The following is a 21,048-nucleotide window of genomic DNA, read 5'->3' as shown; positions in this document are numbered from 1 at the left end:
GCAGAAAATTGCATCTTTTAGCTTAAAAGCTAGTGATAGAGAAAAATTAATGATATTATCGGAATGAATATTGTAAATAAGTTTTAGAATTTAATTGTTTTTGGAAGAAAAAGTCCGTTAAGAAGCTGAGGTAAACGATAGTGAACTTCGAAGCTTTAGGACTTTTTCTGGAAAAAACAATATAAATTCTTAACGAAAATTACACTAATTCCTGGAGAGAATATCATTAATTTTCGTCATCACGGCATTCAAGCCATAACGAGCAATTTAGATATATAGTTTTTATTTTTGTTGTCTGGAGCACCCCATGAAGGGTGCTTTTTTTATTATATAAATAATTTGATAGGAGATTTGTGCTATGAAAAAGGCAATATTAGTAGTTAGTTTTGGGACAAGTTACTTAGACACATTAGAGAAAACAATTGAAAAGGCAGAAAAACAAATAAGAGATACTTTTAGCGAATATGATATATATAGAGCATTTACATCTCATAAGATAATAAAGAAGTTACAAGAGAAGTATGAAATTTTTATTGATACTCCAGAAGCAATGTTAGAGAAGCTATATGATAGTGGTTATGAAGAGATAATTATGCAACCATTGCATATGATACCAGGTGAAGAATTTATATATATAAATAAAATAGCAGAAATTTTTAAGGAAAAATTTGAAGTACTAAAGGTAGGAAGACCAATTTTTTATTATCAGGGAATTGAAGAATTACCACAAGATTATTCATTATTTATTGAAGCAACAAAAGAGTTATATGAAGAAAATAATGCTGTAGTATTAATGGGACATGGAACTGCTCATCCTGCAAATTCAGTATATGGGTGTTTACAAGCTGTATTTGAAGATGAAGGCTATGAGAATGTATTTGTTACAACTGTAGAGGGATATCCTAATTTTGAAAATGTAATAAGTAGAGTAAAAAAGAAGAATATTAGTGAGGTTACTCTTGCACCATTAATGGTAGTAGCCGGTGATCATGCTAGAAATGACATGGCTTCAGATGACGAAGGGTCTTTAAAATCAATGTTAGAAGCAGAAGGCATTAAAGTAAATGTATATATGAAAGGCCTTGGAGAAAATGAAAAGTTTAATAAATTATATATAAATAGAATTGATGATCTTATCAATGATAGATATGTTGGAGCTGGACAAACTAAAAAAGGTCATAGGGTTAAGGTAAGAAGTTAAGGAGATAGTGTTATGAAGACATTAATAATTTCATCTAACTGCAGTGGTGGTGGAAAGACTACATTTACTCTTGGATTGATGAAGGCATTAAAAAATAGAAGTTATGATGTACAAGGATATAAAGTAGGACCTGATTATATTGATACTGGATTTCATACTGAAATAACAGGTAAAGTATCCAGAAATTTAGATTTACACCTAATGGGGGAAGAGGGCGTTAAGGCTAGCTTTTCTAGAGGAAAAGGTGATTTAGCTGTAATTGAAGGTGTTATGGGATTATACGATGGAAAGGGATTAGATGAATCATGCTCAACATATAGTGTTTCAAAGGTTTTAGATAATTCACCTATATTATTAGTTATAACACCTAAGGCACAAAGTGTAACTTTATGTGCAGAGATTAATGGGATTAAGAACTTTAAAAATGCAAATATAGTTGGTGTTGTTTTAAATTGTATAAGTGCAGGTTTTTATAAATTATTAAAGCCTGCAATAGAAATACATTGTGGATTAAAAGTATTTGGTTATATACCAAAGGATGATGAACTTAAGCTTGAAAGTAGACATTTAGGATTAGTTCAAAGTGTGGAAGTTGGAAACTTAAATAAAAAGATAGATTATTTATCAGAAATTATTGAAAAGTATATAGATTTAGATGGAATTATTGAAAGTTTTAAAGAGGTAAAGTGCTTTGAAGACAATTATCATTTAAGTAAGAGTAATAAGAGAATAGCGGTTGCATTTGATGAAGCATTTAGATTTTATTATAAAGAGAATTTGGAGTTATTAGAAGAGGCTGGAGAGGTTATTTATTTTAGTCCACTTAGAGATAAAAAGATACCAGAGGATATTGATTTTTTATATTTAGGTGGGGGTTATCCAGAAGTATTTAAAGAAACATTAAGTAAGAATACAGAAATGCTTAATAGCATAAAAGAAGCACTTGATAATGGATTAAAGTGTTATGCGGAGTGTGGAGGATTAATGTATTTAACAGGAAATATAGATAATGTTAATATGGTAGGCTTCTTAAATGGAAATAGTGAAATGACTAAAAGTTTGAATAGATTTGGATATGCAACATTATTATTTAAAAATATAGAAATTAATTGTCATGAGTTTCATAAGTCCAAGGTAAACTTAAATGAAGAGACAATGTATGATGTTATTAAAACTTCATATACAGGGGAGAAAATTAATTGGAGATGTGGATATAAGAAGAATAATACATTAGCAGGATATCCACATGTGCATTTCTTTGGAAATCTAGAATTTATTAAGGAACTATTAAAGTAACTTAGGATTAGATAAATTATTGGAGTAATAAGGAGAAAAATAATTATGGACTATATCAAAAATCCAATGGAAATAGAAAATACTAGTATGAAGATTATAGAAAGTGAAATGGGAGATCATAATTTTACTAAGGAAGAGCTTTCAATAATAAAGAGAACAATTCATACTACAGCAGATTTTGAATATAAGAATCTAGTAGAAATAAGTAAAGATGCTATAGAGGCATCAAAGGAAATTTTTAAAAAGCCATTTACAATTTATACAGATACTAATATGGCTTTATCAGGAATAAATAAAATGGCTTTATCTAAACTAAATGGAAAAGCTATCTGTTATGTAAATTTAGAAGAAGTACATAAAGAAGCAAAAGAAAAATCAATAACACGTTCTATGGCAGCCGTAGAAAAAGCTTGCAATGATAATGTGGATATTTTTGTATTTGGAAATGCACCAACAGCTTTGTTTAAATTAAAAGAGTTGATAAAAAGTAGGAAAGCAAATCCAAAGTTAATTATAGCAGTGCCAGTAGGATTTGTTGGAGCAGCTGAAAGTAAGGAAAACTTAGAGGAACTTAATATACCATATATAAGAGTTAAGGGAAGAAAAGGTGGAAGTACTGTTGCAGCAGCTATAGTAAATGCACTTATGTATAACGTTGTTGAAAGAAACTAAATAAATAAGAAATGAGTGTATGAGAGAACGGGAGGCAAAAGCATGTTAGATCTTTATGTTATGAGTGATGGTAAGAAGCTAAGATGTGGATATACTACAGGGTCTTGTGCAACTGCAGCAACAAAAGCAGCAACAATTATGCTTTTTAATGATATTGTTTTAGAAAAGGTAGAAATAATGACACCTAAAGGAATAGAAATATCAATACCTATAAATTTTGTAGAAAAAGGTAAGGATTATTGTATAGTTTCTGTAGTTAAAGATGGTGGAGATGATCCTGATATGACTAATGGAATGGAGATATATGCAAGGGTTGAAAAGCAAGATAGTGGATTTACTTTAACTGGAGGAGAAGGAATTGGAGTTATTACAAGAGATGGATTAGCTATAGAAAAAGGACTTCATGCAATTAATCCAACACCACGAAAAACTATAGAACAAGCAGTAAAAGATAATCTTCCAAAGGTTAAAGGGAAAAATTGGGAGTTTACCGAAGGGAACGGAATAAAGGTAACTATAAGTGCGCCTATGGGTGAAGAAATAGCAAAGAAGACATTTAATCCAAGGCTTGGAATTGTGGGGGGAATTTCTATTCTTGGAACTACTGGTATAGTTAAGCCGATGTCAGAAGAAGCACTAAAGGAATCTATAAGAATAGAAATAAAACAGAAAGGGAAGAACAAGAAGAAGTTAGTACTGGCTTTCGGAAATATAGGAGAAAAATGTGCTAAGGATAAAGGATTTAATGAAGATGAAATAGTTATTATTTCAAACTTTGTTGGCTTTGCATTAGAGTGTTGTGATGAAATGAATATAAAAGAAGTTATTCTTGTTGGACATATAGGAAAGTTAAGTAAGGTTGCCTATGGATGTTTTAATACTCATAGTAGAGTAAATGATGTAAGGCTTGAAGTTATAGCTTTAGAGCTTGCACTTTTAGGTTATGATACAGAGCTTGTAAGAAGTGTTTTAACTCAAAAGACTAGTGAAGGTGCAGTTAAGTTTTTAGGAAATGGATATGAAGAGCTTTATAAAAATATAGGAAATAAAATTGTTGAAAGAATGAAAATTTATACTTATGGAAAAATGAAATGTGATGCAATAATGTATTATGGTTTTTCTGATTATAGTATTTTATATAATTCATTAGATATAAATAAGTCATAATCAAAGCATAATAAAAATAAATTTAATTTGAAAATATATAGGAGTAAATTATGGTTTATATTGTTGGGCTAGGCCCTGGGAGCAAGGATTATATATTACCAAAGGCAATAGATACATTGAAAAAGAGCAATGTTATTATTGGTTTTAAGAGATTAATTAATGATTTAGATTTTATAAACACTAATAAAATAGTAATAAGTTCTTTAAGAGAAACTTTAGAATATATACAACAAAATGGACAAGATAATATTATTTCGTTAGTTGCTTCTGGAGATCCGACTTTTTTTGGCATAAGTGAATATATAAAAAAGAATTACCCGGGAAATATTGTCGTAATACCTGGAATAAGCTCATTTCAATATTTAACAACTAAGCTTAATAAAAGCTGGAATTATGCATTTACAGGGAGTGTACATGCCAGAAATGAAGATTTTATAGAAAAGGTTAAAGTTAATAAATTATCTATATGGCTTACAGACAATAAAAATAATTCAGCTTTTTTATGTAAGCTATTAAATGAAAATAATATTGAATGTACAGTAATAATTGGTGAACATTTATCATATGAAAATGAAAGGATACTACAAGGTAAGCCAATAGAGTTTATTAATGAAGAAGTTAGTGATATGGCAATATTAATTGTGGAGAAAGAAGGTTAGAAGAAGTTTATGATTTTAATTAAGGATAGTGAATTCATAAGAGGAAATTGTCCAATGACTAAGGAAGATATCAGAGCTTTAAGTATATGGAAGATGAATTTAAAGGAAGGCTCTATAGTACTTGATATTGGTGCTGGAACAGGAACAATAACAGTACAAGCATCTAAGATTTCAAGAAAAGGTATTATATATTCTATTGAAAAAGATAATGAAGCAATAATTACAACTAAAAAAAATTTAGAAAAGTTTAAGTGTAATAATGTTGTATTAGATGAAGGTGAAGCTTTAGATATATTAAAAAGGTATAAAGATGAAAATAAAAGATTTGATTCAATATTTATTGGTGGATCTGGTGGAACCTTAGAGGAGATAATTTCAATTTCTAATGAACTTCTACAAAATGAAGGTACTATAGTTATGAACTTTATAACCTTAGATAATGCATATAAGGCAATTGAAGCAGTTAAGAAGTTAAATTATGCAGTAGATATTTCACAAGTAAATATAAGTAAAAATAGAGGACAAAGTTATATGATGATAGCTAATAATCCAATATATATAGTGCAATGCGTAAGGAGTGTAAAATAGTATGAAATCAAAATTATATGGAATAGGTGTAGGACCAGGAGATAAAGAGTTATTAACAGTAAAAGCAGTAAGAGCTATAGAAAATAGTGATGTTGTAATTGCTCCTAGTGCATTAGAAGGTGGAGAGAGTATTGCATTAGAAACAGCTAAAGAATATATAAAAGAAGGAACAGAAGTAGTTATAAAACATTTTCCTATGGGAAAGAAAAATAGAGTTGAAAAAGCTAAGGAAGCATATGAGTTTATAGAGGAAAAATTGAGAGAAGGTAAAAATGTATCTTTCCTTACAATTGGCGACCCATATGTGTATAGTACTTATATCCATATGTTAAAGCATATGGAGGAAAGAGGATTTTATGTAGAAACAGTACCAGGAATTACGTCTTTCTGTGCAGCAGCAAGTTTAGTGGATAGAACTTTAGTTGTTGGAGATAATCCTTTAATGATACTACCAGCAACAAGAGTTAAAGATATAAAAGATGAAAAGTATGTTGTAATTATGAAAGTTTATAAGCATGAAGAAACAGTAGTAGATTTTCTAGAAGAAAAGGGATTTGATTATGTTTATGTAAGCAGAGCTGGAAGAGAAGGACAACTTATATTAACAGATAAAGATGAAATTAAAAAAGCAAGAGATTATATGTCATTAATATTAGCAAGTAGGGAGTAGAGAGTTATGGTTTATTTTATAGGGGCAGGACCTGGAGATGTTGATTTAATAACTGTGAAGGGAAGAAACATACTAGAAAAGGCAGATGTAGTTATATATGCGGGTTCTTTAGTTGCTAAGGAACATATTGGTTATTGTAAAGAAGGTGTATTAATATATAATTCAGCGAAAATGACTTTGGAAGAAGTCATTGAAGTTATGAATGAGAATAAAGATAAGCTTGTAGTAAGACTTCATACTGGAGATCCATCAATATATGGAGCAATAAAGGAGCAAATGGATGAATTAGATAAATTAAATATTGAATATGAAGTAGTACCAGGTGTTAGTTCTTTTGTTGCAGCAGCTTCTGCAATAAAAAAGGAATTTACACTTCCATCAGTAACACAAACAGTAATATTAACAAGAGTTGAAGGAAGAACTCCAGTACCAGAAACAGAGGATTTAGAAAAACTTGCACAAGTAGGAGCATCAATGGCTATATTTTTATCGATTTCTATGATTGATAAAGTTGTAGCAAAGCTTAGAGCGGGGTATGGAAGAAATGTTCCGATAGCAGTAGTAGAAAGAGCTACTTGGGATAATGAAAGAAGTATTATTGGGACATTAGATGATATTGCAGATAAGGTTAAAGAAGCTGGTATTACAAAGTGTGCTCAAATATTAGTTGGTGATTTTATTGATTGTGATTATGAAAAAAGTCTTTTATATGATAAGGCTTTTACTCATATGTATAGAGAGGCTAAGAAGTAATTATGATTTGCATTATAAGTGTTACTGGAAAAGGTGATGTTTTAGCACGAAGGATAGAAAAGGAACTTGGTGGAGATTTATATTTAAAATCTGAAATTAACGACTTTAAGTTAAACAATATAATGAATATATGCTTTGAAAAATATGATTCTATAATATTTATAAGTTCAACAGGAATTGCAGTTAGGGCAATATCTAAATATTTAATAAGTAAGGCTACGGATCCAGCAGTTGTAGTGGTAGATGTTTGTAATAAATTTTCTATAAGCTTAGTTTCAGGACATTTAGGAGGGGCAAATAACTTAACTTTAAAGGTTTCGCAAGTGCTAGGTAATACCCCTGTAATAACTACAGCAACAGACAATATGGATATTTTAGCTCCAGATGTAATTGCGATGAATAATGATCTTATTATAGATGATTTAAAAATAGCTAAGATTATTGCAGGAAGACTTGTTAATGGAGAAAGTGTTTATTTTAAGGACGATAAAAAAATAATTAAATGTCCTAAGGGATACATAGAGACAGAGGAGATACAGGGTAATACTCTGTGGATTACACATAAAGATTCAAGAAAATTAAAGAATGAAGAAAATAATGTAGTAAGTTATTTAGATGATTATCAAGATAGAACAGTACTTAAATTAATTAGAAAAGATATTGTTTTAGGTATTGGATGTAAAAGAGATACTGATAGTATAAAATTATTTAATTTTATAAATGAAACTTTAAGGGAAAAAAATATTGATATAAGAGCTATAGATAGAATTGCATCTATTAATATAAAAAGTGATGAAAAAGCAATTTTAGATTTAGCATTAACTTTAAATTGTGATCTTTTATTTTTTTCAGCAGCAGAAATATCAAAAATTGAGCATAAATATCAAGGTAGTGATTTTGTAAAGAAATCAATTGGAGTTTCATCTGTAAGTGAACCAGTTGTTGAATTAGCTGGAGGAGAAATTATTGTAAGTAAGATAAAGAAAGATGGAATGACATTATGTATTGGAGAACTGAAAAAGGAGTAAAATAAAGTGGGAAAATTATATGTAATAGGAATAGGACCTGGTGGATTAGATCATATGACACTAAGGGCAAAAGAAGCAATAGATGAATGTAATATTGTTGTTGGATATAACAAGTATATTGATATGATAAAACCTTTAGTAGAAAATAAAGAGCTGTTTTCTACTGGCATGAGAGGAGAAGAAGCTAGATGTAAAAAAGCTTTAGAGTTATCTAAAGATAATACAGTAGCTTTAATTAGTACTGGAGATTCTGGAATTTATGGAATGGCTGGACTTATTCTTCAAATGCAAAATGATGAAGTTGTTGAAGTAATACCAGGTGTAACAGCTTCAAGTGCAGCAGGTTCAGTTATTGGAGCGCCACTTATGCATGATAATTGTAATATAAGTTTAAGTGATTTAATGACACCTTATGATTTAATAAAAAAGAGAGTAAGAAATGCCGCTGATGCAGACATGATTATATCTTTATATAATCCAAGAAGTAAGGGGAGACCTCACTATTTAAGAGAGGCTATAGAAATAATTAAGGAATATAGAAGCTTAGATACTCCAGTTGCTGTTGTTAGACATGCATTAAGAGATGGACAAGAGGTTAGAATGTTTACATTGGAGAATTTTGATGAAGAGGTTGTTGATATGTTTTCTATAGTTATTGTAGGTAACTCTCAAAGCTTTATTAAAAATGGAAAATTTATCACACCTAGAGGATACGATGTTTAGTTAAGAGTTAGGATAGGGACAAGTGTCAAGTTAGGGAATAAATTCAGTTTAGGCTGAATTAAGAAAAAGATATATTTAAAGAAATTGCAATAGCAGTTTCAACCGTAACTTATCACTTGTCACTGAATAATATTGGTGGTGATTTAATGATTGGTTTTGTTCTTGGAACTGGTGAAGGAAGAGAAATTTTAGCATATATAAATAAGTATACTGATGAAATTGTTGTTTCTACAGCTACGCAATATGGATATGAAATTTATAAGGACTTTAAAGCAAAATACTTTAATTATAAACCTCTTAATGAAGAACAGTTTGAGGAGTTAGTTAAAGAATTTGGAATTAAAGTTTTTGTAGATGCATCTCATCCTTATGCTAGTGAAGTAAGTAAAACAGTAATTAATGTTTGTGGAAAAATGAATATTGATTATATAAGATATGAAAGAAAAAGTTATTTTACAGAATTAAACAACAATGAAAATATAATTTTTATAGATAAATATGAAGAGTTAGATAAAGTATTAGAGAGTATAGAAGGAAATGTATTAAATACCACAGGTAGTAATAATGCATTAAAGATAGAGTCGCTAAATATAAAAAATAGAATTATACATAGGGTATTACCATCACCTAAGGTAATAGGTAAACTTTTGGAGAACGGGGTTTCAATTGATAATATTATAGCAATTAAAGGGCCATTTGGAATTGATATTAATAATGGAATAATTAAGGAATATAAGATAAAAGCATTGATTACAAAAGATAGTGGTGAAGAGGGAGGTATGAAAGAAAAAATAGAAAGTTCATTATTAAATGATATAAAAGTCATTGTTATTAAAAGACCAAAATTTAATTATGGTAAAGAGTTCAGTGATATTAAAGAAATGCTGGAGTTTATTATTTCTAATTATAATTTATAAAATTATTAAAAATAAAAATTTCTCACTAATGTAGAGTTGAGGATTTGGAGGGGTTCAGTAATGAAAAAATTTATGTACTTAGTATTTGTTTTAGCACTGTCATTTTCAATACCATACAATGCATATGCCATGCATATAGCTGAAGGGTATTTACCTTTAAGTTGGGTCGTATTTTATTTTGTTCTTGCAGCGCCATTTATATTTTTAAGTATAAAAGAACTTAAAAAGCTTATAAAAAGAAATCATGATATAAAAATGCTATTAGCCCTAATGGCAGCATATGTATTTATGATGTCTGCGTTAAAGTTGCCATCAGTAACAGGAAGTTCATCACATCCAACAGGGACAGGGCTTGGAGCAATAGTTTTTGGTCCTATTATAATGGTTATAATATCAGTTATAGTTTTATTATTCCAAGCATTATTATTAGCACATGGGGGATTAACTACTTTAGGAGCAAACACTTTATCAATGGGAATTGTAGGTCCTTTTGTAGCATATTTTATATATAAATTATTAAAGAAAAGAAATTTATCAGTTGCAATTTTTGCAGGATGTTCGTTGGGGAATTTATCCACTTATGTAATTACATCAATACAATTAGCATTAGCTTATCCTTCAAGTGTAGGTGGAGTTCTAGCATCAACGGCAAAGTTCATGAGTGTATTTGCAATAACTCAAATTCCATTAGCAATAGTAGAAGGAATAATTTCAGTTATTATTTATGATTTTATTAAAAAACATTGTAAAGAAGAATTAGTGCAATTAGAAGGAGGATTATTATAATGAAGAAGAATATAGTTTTGCTTTGTATTGCAGCAATATTAATTATTATTCCATTTATAGTAAATGCAAATGGAGCGTACGAAGGAGCAGATGCGCAAGCTGAAGGAATAATTAATGAAATAAATAGTGATTATGAACCATGGATTAACAGTTTATGGGAACCACCATCAGGTGAAGTAGAAAGTTTTCTTTTTGCAGCACAAGCAGCAATAGGAGCAGGTTTTATTGGATATTTTGTAGGAAAGAAGAGTAATGGTAAGAGAGATAAGTCTGTACAGCATCAATAGTAGGTTGACAGAGATTCATCCTTTAGAAAAATTAATTTTAGTTATAATATCATTAATAGGAGCAAGTTATATTCATAATAACTATATTTTAATTACTAATATATTATTTTTTATTGTTTTAAATATTATTTCTAATAATCCTAAAAGTATAATATATAAATTTATATTTATAGCTTTATTTTTCGGATTATTTACATCATTTTCCTTATGGTGGCAAGGGTATAACTTTAGTTATATTTCTACTATACTTTTAAGAGGGATAAATGGAGCTGTAACTATTGCTTTTTTAGCATTGACAACGCCGGTAAACCACATTGTTTATCTATTAAGTAAAAATAAGTGGACAAGGGATATTGGAGATATTATGAAATCAATGGAAAGGTTTATTATAATAATAGAAGAAGATTTTTCTATTACTTTTAAATCTATAAAATCAAGAGGGGGATTTGCTGGATATAAAAATGCTACTAGAGATTTTGGAAGGGCTTGTGGATTAGTTTTTAAATCGTTAATTTTTAGATGGAGAGAAATAAATCTTTCTTTGAAAAATAGATGCTATGTTGGAAGGCATAATTACTATTATGAATTTGAATATAAAAAATATAGAGTTATTTTAATAAGTTGTTATTTAATTTTAATAATTTTATGTTGCTTTATTTAAAAATATATGTTGAATATATTTTTAATGAGAGTTATTAGATGAAGAGGAGAACTATAAAATAATATTTATCTTATATACGTAATAATAGTAAAGGAGGAGCATAGTTTTGATATGCTCCTCCTTTACTATTATAAATTTAATTTGTTTATTTAATCCACTAATAAAATTATATTTTATATATTTAATTCTTATTATATAATATGGAGTATATAAATAGGGGAGATGAAGGACTTTGAAGTACGTATATAATTTAGCATTTAAAATGGCAATATCAGCGACTATAGCCTTGCTTATAGGAAATGCATTAGGCTTACAGTATGCAACAGTTGGAGCGGTTATTGCTATATTAAGTATACAAGATACTAGAAAAAAAGCATTAATTATAAGTTATAAAAGAATAGTTGCTTGTAGCATGGGAATTTTATTATCAGTAATTCTATATAGTTTATTAGGAAATGGAGCATTAATCTTTGGACTATTTTTAATAATTTTAATACCACTTACTTCAAGATTAAAAGCGCAAGAAGGAATGGTGCCAGCTGTAGTTTTATCAACACATTTTTTAGTTGCAAATAATATAACAATTGCATTAATTTTTAATGAAGTATTACTAATGATAATTGGAATTGGTGTGGCTGCAATTGCTAATATTTTCATGCCTTCCCTTGAAGATAAGTTTAAAGATGATAAGGAATGGATTGAAGAGCATTATAGAATTATAATAAGTAAAATGTCAAAGTCATTAATAACTCATACAGTAGATATTGATGAACAAAAGCTTATAAATGAAGTAGAAAAGCGATTATATGAAAGTAAGGAAACTGCCTATAAGATAGTGAATAATCACTTTTTTAAAAGCTCATCATATTATACAGATTATATAAATATGAGAATTAATCAATTTGATACAATAAAAAGAATGAGATTACATTTTCAGAGATTTAATATACCTGTTGATCAAATGAATGTTATGTCAGATTTTACTTTATGTGTTGCAGAAAATATACGTGAAATGAATGATTGTAAATCATTATTGATGGACTTAGATATTTTAAGAAATGAATTCAAGAAAATGGAATTACCAAAGACTAGGGAAGAATTTGAAAGTAGAGCTCAATTACTTCAATTTTTAAATGATATGGAAGAGTTTTTATTAATAAAAAGAAACTTTTTTACAACTATGAAGAATCATTAAAAGTTTAAGCAGTAAATAGATTAAAAGTTATGTAACCTATTTACTGCTTAATTATTATTAATCAAGTTTTAATGCATCACTATAATTTACTGTGGAGTATCCAGCAGAGGATGTTCCTTCAAGACCAGTATATAATTCATTTCCAAAATAAACGGCAACTTTATCTACACCATAATTATATCCATAAGTATTTACTATTGCTCCTATAACTCCATTAGCTACTTCAGTAGAAAGGTCCATATCTTTAATGAAGTTTTCATTAAATACAACAGTTAAAACATTAGTATCATAATTTAATGTTGCAGAGTTTACTCCATAATCCTTAGATAATACAACAAAGTTATTATTATTGTTAGGAGCTGAATATAATTTTTCTGTCAAAGCAGTGACAAAGGCATTATCAGTAACTTTAACACTTGTATCAACACAATAAGTTTTAAGATCTACTTTATTAAAGTAAAAAACTCTACAATCTCTATTAACTGTATTAGTAGTTGATGAAAGTGCAGATTTATCAGGAGTAACATTAGAAGAATTACTTTCTACAAATGAATTATTATTAGTTAAAACTGCATCATCAGAACTTTCTTCATCAGAAGCAGTAGTGGTAGTTTCTTCAGTAGTCTCAGTATTTGTTATGTTATCCTTATTTTCAGAATTAGTTTCTGTAGCCTTTGAATCCTCAGTACTAGCTGTTTTATCTCCAGTAATGGCACTTTTCAACCCGCAAGAAGTTAAGGAGAAACATAAAACAATAGCACAGCTTAAAGTTAATAGTTTTCTTTTCATAATCTCACCTCTAATAAATTACTTAATATAAAGATATTACCATATTTTTACAGAAAGTTAAATGATTTATTTAAAATAATATACAATATTTACATAAAATTATATAATTTATAGAGGAGGGATGATTAATTATGGATATTTTAAAAGAGACAAAACTTATAGGTAATTATATAATTTCATTAAGAAAGGATTTTCATAAGTATCCTGAATTAAGTATGGAAGAGCATAGAACATCTAGAAGAATTAAAGAGGAATTAGATAAAATAGGTGTTAAATATGAAAATGGAATAAAAACAGAGGTAGTTGCAACTATTGGTAAGGGGGAAGGTAGAGTAATAGCATTAAGAGCTGATATGGATGCATTAAGAATACAAGAAAATACAGATGTTAGATATGCTTCGGCCAATAAAGGGATAATGCATGCATGTGGACATGATGCACATATGGCGTCGTTACTTGGAGCTGCTATGATATTAAAAAAACATGAGGATAGTATTCCAGGGAAGATTCTTCTTATATTTCAACCAGCTGAAGAAAGTTCATGTGGAGCAAAGTTGATTTCTGAACATGGTTATTTAGATGAAGTAGATGAAATTTTTGGATTACATGTATTTGGAGACATAGAATGTGGAAAAATATCTATAGAAGAAGGACCTAGAATGGCTGCATCAAATAAATTTACAATAAAAATTACAGGAAAATCAGGTCATGCAGGAAAGCCGCATCAATGTGTTGATGCTACTTTAGTTTGTGCAGCTATAGTAATGAATCTACAATCTATAATTAGTAGAGAAATAGATCCAGTTAACTCTGCAGTAGTAACAGTAGGTCATATTAAATCAGGAGAAACACATAATATTATTTCTGGTGATGCTATAATAGAAGGTACAATAAGAACTTTTAATGCAACAACAGCTAAGCATATTCAAACATCAATCAAAAGAATTGCATATAGCACAGCCTTAGCCTATGGAGCAACAGCAAGTGTTGAGTATGGTGTCACACATCATCCAGCTGTAATTAACGACTCGGGAGCAGTAAAAACAGCGTTAGATGCTGCCAAGAAAATATTTGATGAAAAAGATATTATAAAAATACCAAGAATGATGTTAGGAGAAGATTTTTCTATATATCAAAAAAGAATTCCTGGGGTTTTCGTTTTTGTAGGAGCTGGTAATGAAGAAATAGGTAGAGATTATCCAAATCATAATGATAAATTTAACATAGATGAGAGAGCTGTATTGATAAGTACACAATTGTATGTGGCATATGCTTTAGAAGCTATATGTAAAGAGTCAAGAAAGCAACTTTTAGATTAGTAATATATGGAGGAAATTATGGAGTTAGAAATTTTAAGACATATTCAAAGTATAGCAAATCCATTTTTTGATTTTTTATTTCAACTTATAACTATATGTGGTGAGCAAATAGTATTAATATCTATAATATCGATTATTTATTGGGCATTAGACAAAAAATTTGGAGAATATATTGCATATTCTGTTTTAACTAGTGTACTTTTAAATAATGCAATAAAGGATATTTTTAAAATGAAAAGACCTATAGGAGAAGAAGGAATTAGAACATTAAGAGAGCAAACAGCAACAGGATATTCATTTCCTAGTGGACACACTCAAAGTGCATCTTCATTTTATGGATCTATGGCAATTTATTTAAAGAATAGAGTAATGTATATTATTGCAACAGTAATGATTATTTTAATTGGTTTTTCTAGATTATACTTAGGAGTTCATTATCCAAAAGACGTTATAGTAGGGGGAATACTGGGTGTGTTGACATCTCTAATATGCTATAAGTTATACAATAGAGTTGAAAACAAAATGTTATTATATGTAGTAACATTTGCAATATTTATTCCAGCATTAACTTTTGCACATTCTGCAGATTTTATTAAAGGAATGGGAACTTATTTAGGATTTATAATTGGAATATACATTGAAAAGAGATATGTTAATTTTTCAACGGAAGGAAATACAGGAAATAAGATAATAAGAGTGTTATTAGGAATAGTAATATTATTAGTATTACAACTTGGATTAAAAGTAATATTACCAAGTGGAACAATATTCTCATTTATAAGGTACACATTAATAAGTTTAATAGGAATAGGAGTGTATCCTATGATATTTAAAAAATTTAAATTTTAAGAAATAATATAAAAATAATAAGATTAAATATATTTTAGTTAAGAAGTTAAGTTTTTTTACTTAACTTCTTAACTTTTTAATTATTTCAATGCAGATTGAAGTGTTTTTAATCTAGAAATATAGGCTTGAGTATTTGTAGTTTCATTCTTAGAGATTTCTTTAACTAATTCACTTTTAGCACATTTATTATCTAGAGCTGAAATATCATGAGATGCTTGTAAAAGTGCAATTGCTTGGTTTATATATGATATTTCATTACTGTCAGAAGCTTTAACCGTTGCTAAGTCCTTTTGAAGCTTATCTATAATTACTTTATATTGTTTTATATATTCAGTATCTTCTTTAAATTCCTCTTTGCTTTTACCATAAGTATCAATTAATCTAGATAATTCAATTCTCATTTCTTTTAATTCACCAGTATAGTTATCAATTATATCATCACTAATATCAGTTAGTTCAGGATTACTTGAATAACTTTCTATATTATGAGTAGCAAATAATATAGCTCTATGTAGTAATATTTCTTCTGCTAAATAATCTATACAAACGCTACCTGAAGCAGGAAGATTAGATAGTTTAGATACTATTCCATTAATATAATCATGTGTAACCTCATAATATGGATCGTCTATAAATTGTGAGTAAGGGTTTTCTATGCAAGTTGCAGATACTGATAAATTACAAAGTAGCATAGATAGTAAAGTTAATATCGCTAGAAGAAAGCTTATAATTTTTTTCATTTGTTTCACTCCTTAAAATATTAATAATATTTAGTATGTTTAAAAATTTAAAATTTTATTTATTATCAAGTAAAAAGATTAAAATAGGGTAGCTTATGACTACCCATTATACTTTAAGTTTATATCAGTAATATTATTTTTTTACGAAGCTACCACAATCGGTACATTCTTTACTATATGCACAACTATTGTGAGTAACAATTTGAATGTGATTTAATGTACAATAATTATCATCTTGGCAATGAAATTTGCATTCAGTAACAGTACAACCGATGCTTTCATTATGTCTCATAATTAATCCTCCTCTATATATTAAGTAATAAGTTAAGTTATATAATTGTAGGAGTGTAGAGTATATTAACTTAACAATATTACTTTTTATCTTAACTTATTTTATCCTTAGAAAAATAAATTATTCGTATAAAGAATTTATGCGGAACTTAAAAAATAGTAAGTAAGAAGTATTGACGAATGTACAGGAAAAAAACTATACTAATACTTATAAGATTAATGATTAGGTACCTAACTAATATATAATATGATATAAATAAGGTATATTTATATTAAAAGGGAGAGGGTAAAAAATATGAGAATTAAAAAAGGAGATGAAAAATAGAAATGACTAAATTACTTAAATATATTAAAGGTAGTGCAATTATATATGTAATTTTAGCACCTTTAATGATGTTTATCGAGGTTATAATGGATCTAAATCAACCTAAACTTATGTCTGATATTATAGATATAGGTGTTGCAAATGGCGATATTAGTTATGTTTTAAACGTTGGATTTAAAATGATAGTAGTAGCTATGCTTGGTATTTTAGGTGGAATGCTTTGTGGATTATTTTCAACTTTAGCTTCAATGACTATGGGAAAAAATATGAGGCAAGGATTATTTGATAAAATACAAAGTTTATCATTTTCAGAAATAGACAAGTTTAAGACATCATCACTTATTACAAGACTAACAAATGATGTTACACAGGTTCAAAATATGGTAATGATGGCCCTTAGAGGAATGGTAAGGTCACCTCTTATTTGTTTAGGTGGAATTATAATGTCACTTACTATTAGTATTAAGTTATCAATAATTTTTTTAATAGTAATACCATTAATAGTATTAAGTGTAATCTTAATTACATCAAAATCTATTCCATTTTTTACAGAAATGCAGAAAAAAATAGATAATGTAAATCTAGTTATGAGAGAAAATTTACTTGGAGTTAGAGTTATTAAGGCATTTGCAATAGAAGATAAGATGAGAAAAAGATTTAGTTATGCAAATGATGAATTAATGGATATCAGTGTTAAAGCTCAAAGTGTAACTATACTTTTATGGCCATTAGTTACTTTAATAATGAACTTAAGTGTTGTAGCTATACTTTGGTTTGGTGGAAATTATGTTAATAATGGTTCATTAGAGATAGGTAAGATAATGGCATTTATTAATTACTTAGTTCAAATAATGAGTTCTTTAAATATGTTGATAATGAGTATCATTAACTTTTCTAGAGCAAAGGTATCTGCAGATAGAATTAATGAAGTTTTAGATGTGGAATCATCAATAAAAGATAGAGAAGATACAGGTGAAGTAAATAATTTTGATGTAGAATTTAAAGATGTTTATTTTAAATATAATAGAGATGGTGAATATGTATTAAAGGGAATATCATTTAAGGCATTAGAAGGTGAAAAGATAGGTATTATAGGCCCTACAGGTAGTGGTAAGAGTTCATTAATATCACTTATTCCAAGATTATATGATACAACATCTGGTTCTGTAATGATTGGAAATAAAGATGTTAGAAATTTAAAAATAAATGATTTAAGAAAGATTATTGGTGTTGTTCTTCAAGATACAACTCTTTTTTCAGGAAGTATTGCAGACAATTTAAGATTTGGTATGGAAGATGCTAATGAAGAAATGATGGAAAGTGCAACAAAAGATGCACAGGCATTTGAATTTATAACTTCAAGTAATGAAGGATACAATAGAGAAGTTGGACAAAGAGGTAAGAATTTATCAGGAGGACAAAAGCAAAGAATTTCTATTGCTAGAACTCTAATAAAAAATCCTAAGATATTAATTTTAGATGATTCAAGTAGTGCTTTAGATATGGCAACAGAATCAAAGCTACAAAATTCAATTAAGAATAGAATGAAAGATGCCACTGTATTTCTTATAGCACAAAGGATAAGTGCGGTAATGGATTGCGATAAAATAATAGTTTTAGATAACGGAGAAATTGCGTCAATAGGTACTCATAAAGAGCTTATTAAAAATTGTGAAATATATAGAAGTATTGCTATATCACAATTAGGAGAGGAGGTAGTTTTAAATGTCTAGTAAAGCACCGATGCAAATGAGACCAGGAGCAGGACCGCACCAATTGCATAGAAAAAAAGCAGAGAAAATTAAGGATATTAAAGGGACTATAAAAAGATTACTTGGATATTTAATTGAAAAGAAATTTAATATTTTTATAGTATTTATTTTATGTTTTGTAACAACCTTAATTAGTATTTTGGGGACAAGATTAAATGGATATACAATAGATAAATTTATTGAAACTGGAGATATGAAGGGGCTAGCCTTTATCTGTATAATATTAGTTTTAATGTATTTAGTAAATATATTTTCAACATACTATCAAAATATTGTAATGGTTAAAATATCACAAAGAGTTTCGGCTAAAATAAGAAAAGAATTATTTACTGCCCTTCAAAAATTACCACTTAAGTATTTTGATAATAATTCAAGTGGAGATTTAATGAGTAGACTTACTAATGATGTTGATAATATAAATACCACTTTATCTCAAAGTGTAACTCAATTATTTTCAGGAATAATTAATGTAGTTGGAATGTTAATTGCTATGCTTTTATTGAGTCCTATATTGACTTTAATTGGAATGATAACAGTACCTTTAACATTTATAGCAACAAAGACTTTAGCTAAGAAAACTCAAAGTTTTTTTGTAAAACAACAAAGAGAGCTTGGTAACTTAAATGGATATATTGAAGAAATGGTATCTGGACAAAAAGTTGTATTATTATTTTCAGAAGAAGAAAAGGTTAAAGAGGAATTTTCAGAAATAAATGAAAGACTTACTAAAAGTGCAATAATTGCTCAAGGTGTATCTTCCTTTATGGGACCAATAAATAATTTTATAAATAATATTTCATATTTAATAATTTCTGTTGTTGGAGGATATTTAATTTTAAAAGGTTCAGGAATTACAGTTGGTATTGTATTTTCATTTTTATTATATATGAGAAACTTTACAAGACCTATAAATGAAATAATGAATCTTTTTAATACTATTCAAGGTGCACTTGCAGGAGCTGAAAGAGTATTTGAAGTAATTGATGAAGAGAAAGAAAAGGATAAGGATGATGCTGTTAACATTGATAATATAGAAGGTCATGTTGAGTTAAGAGGTGTAACATTCTCCTATAGTAATGGAAAAGAAATATTAAAAAATGTTTCATTAGAAGCTAAAAAAGGTGAAGTTATAGCAATAGTTGGACCGACAGGCGCAGGAAAAACTACCATAGTTAATTTGCTTACTAAGTTTTATGATATTGATAGTGGAGAAATATTAATTGATGGAAAAAATATTGATGAAATAACTAGAGAAAGCTTAAGAAAAACAGTAGCAATGGTACTTCAAGATACTTATTTATTCTCGGAAACTGTTAGTGAAAATATAAGATATGGAAGATTAAATGCCAGTGATGAAGAAGTTATAGAAGCAGCAAAAATGGCAGATGCTCATCATTTTATAAAGCAGCTTCCACAAGGATATGATACAGTTTTATCAGATAATGGTGGTAATTTATCACAAGGTCAAAGACAACTTTTAGCTATTGCAAGAGCTATTTTATCAAATGCATCAATTTTAATATTAGATGAAGCAACTTCTTCAATAGATACAAGAACGGAAGTATTAATACAAAATGCAATGCTTAAGCTTATGGAAGGAAAGACCACATTTGTAATAGCTCATAGATTAAGTACTATTAGAAATGCAGATAAGATTTTAGCTTTAAAAGATGGAGAAATTATAGAAAGTGGAACACATGATGAGCTTTTAGCTAAAGAAGGATTCTATGCAAATCTGTATAATAGTCAATTTAAAAACGGAGCAGAAATTTAGACATAAATCGGGCTACCTCTGAGGTTAATCCAATAAATGGATTAACCTCAGAGGTAGCTTATATTGTATAATGAAATAAATAATTGTATAAATAAGTACATAAGAGATTAAAAGGAGAGATAAATATGATAGTAATGTGCCCAGGATGTTCAGGAATAGACAGTGATATAGTGAAAAAGGAATTTAAAGATGAAAAAATAGTTTTTGGCTGCATAGGTGAATGTGGTGGAAGAATGGATGGAACTATAGTTGCCATGATTGATGGAGAATTTGTTGAAGCTAGAAGCGAAGCAGAATTTATTATAAAAACAAGATCAATACTAAACTCCAAATAACACTTGAATAATATTGCGCACTAAAGCGTTAATGCCGTGATGCCGAAAATTAATGATATAACCTCCATTAAGTCATATAATTTCGCTAAGAATTTATATTATTATTTCCATAAAATCAGCTAAAGCTTCGAAGTTCGCTATCGCTTACCTCAGCTTCTTAACGCTAATTTTATTATAATAATAATTAAATTCTAAAGCTTATTATATAATACTTTCTTCCGGTTATATCATTAATTTTTCTCTATCACTAG

Annotated in this window: 23 protein-coding genes; 20 read left to right on the top strand and 3 right to left on the bottom strand. The window is 28.4% G+C overall.

Going from position 1 to position 21,048, the window contains the following annotated elements; translation table 11 throughout:
* Positions 1-358 precede the first annotated feature (358 nt).
* The 15 genes from EJJ37_RS11225 (at position 359) to EJJ37_RS11155 (ending at position 12,603) form a co-directional block, all read left to right on the top strand.
* Complete coding sequence (locus EJJ37_RS11225) at positions 359-1,201, top strand: sirohydrochlorin cobaltochelatase (protein ID WP_133015675.1); 843 nt, start codon at positions 359-361, stop codon at positions 1,199-1,201.
* Between the two features lie 12 nt (positions 1,202-1,213).
* A complete protein-coding gene (locus tag EJJ37_RS11220; RefSeq protein WP_133015674.1) occupies positions 1,214-2,497 on the top strand; it encodes a cobyrinic acid a,c-diamide synthase CobB in 1,284 nt (427 codons plus the stop codon).
* 45 nt (positions 2,498-2,542) lie between these two features.
* Positions 2,543-3,169 carry a precorrin-8X methylmutase gene (locus EJJ37_RS11215; RefSeq protein ID WP_133015673.1) on the top strand — a complete coding sequence of 209 codons (627 nt, stop codon included), beginning with the start codon at positions 2,543-2,545 and terminating at the stop codon, positions 3,167-3,169.
* A 42-nt stretch (positions 3,170-3,211) separates the two neighbouring features.
* A complete protein-coding gene (cbiD, locus tag EJJ37_RS11210; protein WP_133015672.1) occupies positions 3,212-4,336 on the top strand; it encodes a cobalt-precorrin-5B (C(1))-methyltransferase CbiD in 1,125 nt (374 codons plus the stop codon).
* A 50-nt stretch (positions 4,337-4,386) separates the two neighbouring features.
* Complete coding sequence (cbiE, locus tag EJJ37_RS11205; RefSeq protein WP_133015671.1) at positions 4,387-4,995, top strand: precorrin-6y C5,15-methyltransferase (decarboxylating) subunit CbiE; 609 nt, start codon at positions 4,387-4,389, stop codon at positions 4,993-4,995.
* A 9-nt stretch (positions 4,996-5,004) separates the two neighbouring features.
* Entirely contained in the window at positions 5,005-5,583 is a 579-nt protein-coding gene (gene cbiT / locus EJJ37_RS11200) for a precorrin-6Y C5,15-methyltransferase (decarboxylating) subunit CbiT (RefSeq protein ID WP_133015670.1), read from the top strand.
* 1 nt (position 5,584) lies between these two features.
* Entirely contained in the window at positions 5,585-6,253 is a 669-nt protein-coding gene (locus tag EJJ37_RS11195) for a cobalt-factor II C(20)-methyltransferase (RefSeq protein ID WP_133015669.1), read from the top strand.
* A gap of 6 nt (positions 6,254-6,259) precedes the next feature.
* Positions 6,260-7,006 (top strand): precorrin-4 C(11)-methyltransferase, encoded by a 747-nt coding sequence (gene cobM, locus EJJ37_RS11190; protein WP_133015668.1) that lies wholly within the window; start codon positions 6,260-6,262, stop codon positions 7,004-7,006.
* A gap of 2 nt (positions 7,007-7,008) precedes the next feature.
* On the top strand, positions 7,009-8,034 hold the full coding sequence (cbiG, locus tag EJJ37_RS11185) for a cobalt-precorrin 5A hydrolase (protein WP_133015667.1): 1,026 nt from the start codon (positions 7,009-7,011) through the stop codon (positions 8,032-8,034).
* 6 nt (positions 8,035-8,040) lie between these two features.
* Entirely contained in the window at positions 8,041-8,757 is a 717-nt protein-coding gene (cobJ, locus tag EJJ37_RS11180; RefSeq protein WP_133015666.1) for a precorrin-3B C(17)-methyltransferase, read from the top strand.
* Between the two features lie 146 nt (positions 8,758-8,903).
* Positions 8,904-9,674 (top strand): cobalt-precorrin-6A reductase, encoded by a 771-nt coding sequence (locus tag EJJ37_RS11175; protein WP_133015665.1) that lies wholly within the window; start codon positions 8,904-8,906, stop codon positions 9,672-9,674.
* Between the two features lie 60 nt (positions 9,675-9,734).
* Positions 9,735-10,460, top strand: coding sequence for an energy-coupling factor ABC transporter permease (locus EJJ37_RS11170; RefSeq protein WP_133015664.1), 726 nt, complete (start codon positions 9,735-9,737; stop codon positions 10,458-10,460).
* Positions 10,460-10,747, top strand: a complete 288-nt coding sequence (locus EJJ37_RS11165; protein ID WP_133015663.1) for an energy-coupling factor ABC transporter substrate-binding protein — start codon at positions 10,460-10,462, stop codon at positions 10,745-10,747. The genes EJJ37_RS11170 and EJJ37_RS11165 overlap by 1 nt, the downstream gene beginning before the upstream one ends.
* Entirely contained in the window at positions 10,713-11,408 is a 696-nt protein-coding gene (locus tag EJJ37_RS11160; protein ID WP_133015662.1) for a CbiQ family ECF transporter T component, read from the top strand. Before EJJ37_RS11165 ends, EJJ37_RS11160 begins: the two co-directional genes overlap by 35 nt.
* 232 nt (positions 11,409-11,640) lie before the next feature.
* Entirely contained in the window at positions 11,641-12,603 is a 963-nt protein-coding gene (locus EJJ37_RS11155) for an aromatic acid exporter family protein (RefSeq protein ID WP_243124881.1), read from the top strand.
* Between the two features lie 57 nt (positions 12,604-12,660).
* On the opposite strand, the gene EJJ37_RS11150 is transcribed toward EJJ37_RS11155, so the two are convergent.
* Positions 12,661-13,392 (bottom strand): GerMN domain-containing protein, encoded by a 732-nt coding sequence (locus tag EJJ37_RS11150; protein WP_133015661.1) that lies wholly within the window; start codon positions 13,390-13,392, stop codon positions 12,661-12,663.
* 131 nt (positions 13,393-13,523) lie between these two features.
* Here EJJ37_RS11150 and EJJ37_RS11145 point away from each other — a divergent pair, with 131 nt between their 5' ends.
* On the top strand, positions 13,524-14,711 hold the full coding sequence (locus EJJ37_RS11145) for a M20 metallopeptidase family protein (protein ID WP_133015660.1): 1,188 nt from the start codon (positions 13,524-13,526) through the stop codon (positions 14,709-14,711).
* A gap of 18 nt (positions 14,712-14,729) precedes the next feature.
* Positions 14,730-15,560 carry a phosphatase PAP2 family protein gene (locus EJJ37_RS11140; protein WP_193553924.1) on the top strand — a complete coding sequence of 277 codons (831 nt, stop codon included), beginning with the start codon at positions 14,730-14,732 and terminating at the stop codon, positions 15,558-15,560.
* Between the two features lie 80 nt (positions 15,561-15,640).
* On the opposite strand, the gene EJJ37_RS11135 is transcribed toward EJJ37_RS11140, so the two are convergent.
* Positions 15,641-16,300, bottom strand: a complete 660-nt coding sequence (locus EJJ37_RS11135) for a hypothetical protein (protein WP_133015659.1) — start codon at positions 16,298-16,300, stop codon at positions 15,641-15,643.
* A 133-nt stretch (positions 16,301-16,433) separates the two neighbouring features.
* A complete protein-coding gene (locus EJJ37_RS11130; RefSeq protein WP_133015658.1) occupies positions 16,434-16,592 on the bottom strand; it encodes a DUF1540 domain-containing protein in 159 nt (52 codons plus the stop codon).
* A gap of 326 nt (positions 16,593-16,918) precedes the next feature.
* Here EJJ37_RS11130 and EJJ37_RS11125 point away from each other — a divergent pair, with 326 nt between their 5' ends.
* The 3 genes from EJJ37_RS11125 (at position 16,919) to EJJ37_RS11115 (ending at position 20,797) form a co-directional block, all read left to right on the top strand.
* Entirely contained in the window at positions 16,919-18,649 is a 1,731-nt protein-coding gene (locus tag EJJ37_RS11125; RefSeq protein ID WP_133015657.1) for an ABC transporter ATP-binding protein, read from the top strand.
* On the top strand, positions 18,642-20,462 hold the full coding sequence (locus EJJ37_RS11120) for an ABC transporter ATP-binding protein (RefSeq protein WP_133015656.1): 1,821 nt from the start codon (positions 18,642-18,644) through the stop codon (positions 20,460-20,462). The genes EJJ37_RS11125 and EJJ37_RS11120 overlap by 8 nt, the downstream gene beginning before the upstream one ends.
* Before the next feature lie 125 nt (positions 20,463-20,587).
* Complete coding sequence (locus tag EJJ37_RS11115) at positions 20,588-20,797, top strand: DUF1450 domain-containing protein (protein WP_133015655.1); 210 nt, start codon at positions 20,588-20,590, stop codon at positions 20,795-20,797.
* Positions 20,798-21,048 lie beyond the last annotated feature (251 nt).

This window comes from Clostridium cuniculi, assembly GCF_004353185.1.
In the GTDB taxonomy this organism is placed as follows: domain Bacteria; phylum Bacillota; class Clostridia; order Clostridiales; family Clostridiaceae; genus Clostridium; species Clostridium cuniculi.
Note: the sequence above shows the minus strand (reverse complement) of the source record. Positions and strands in the feature narration are given on the sequence as shown.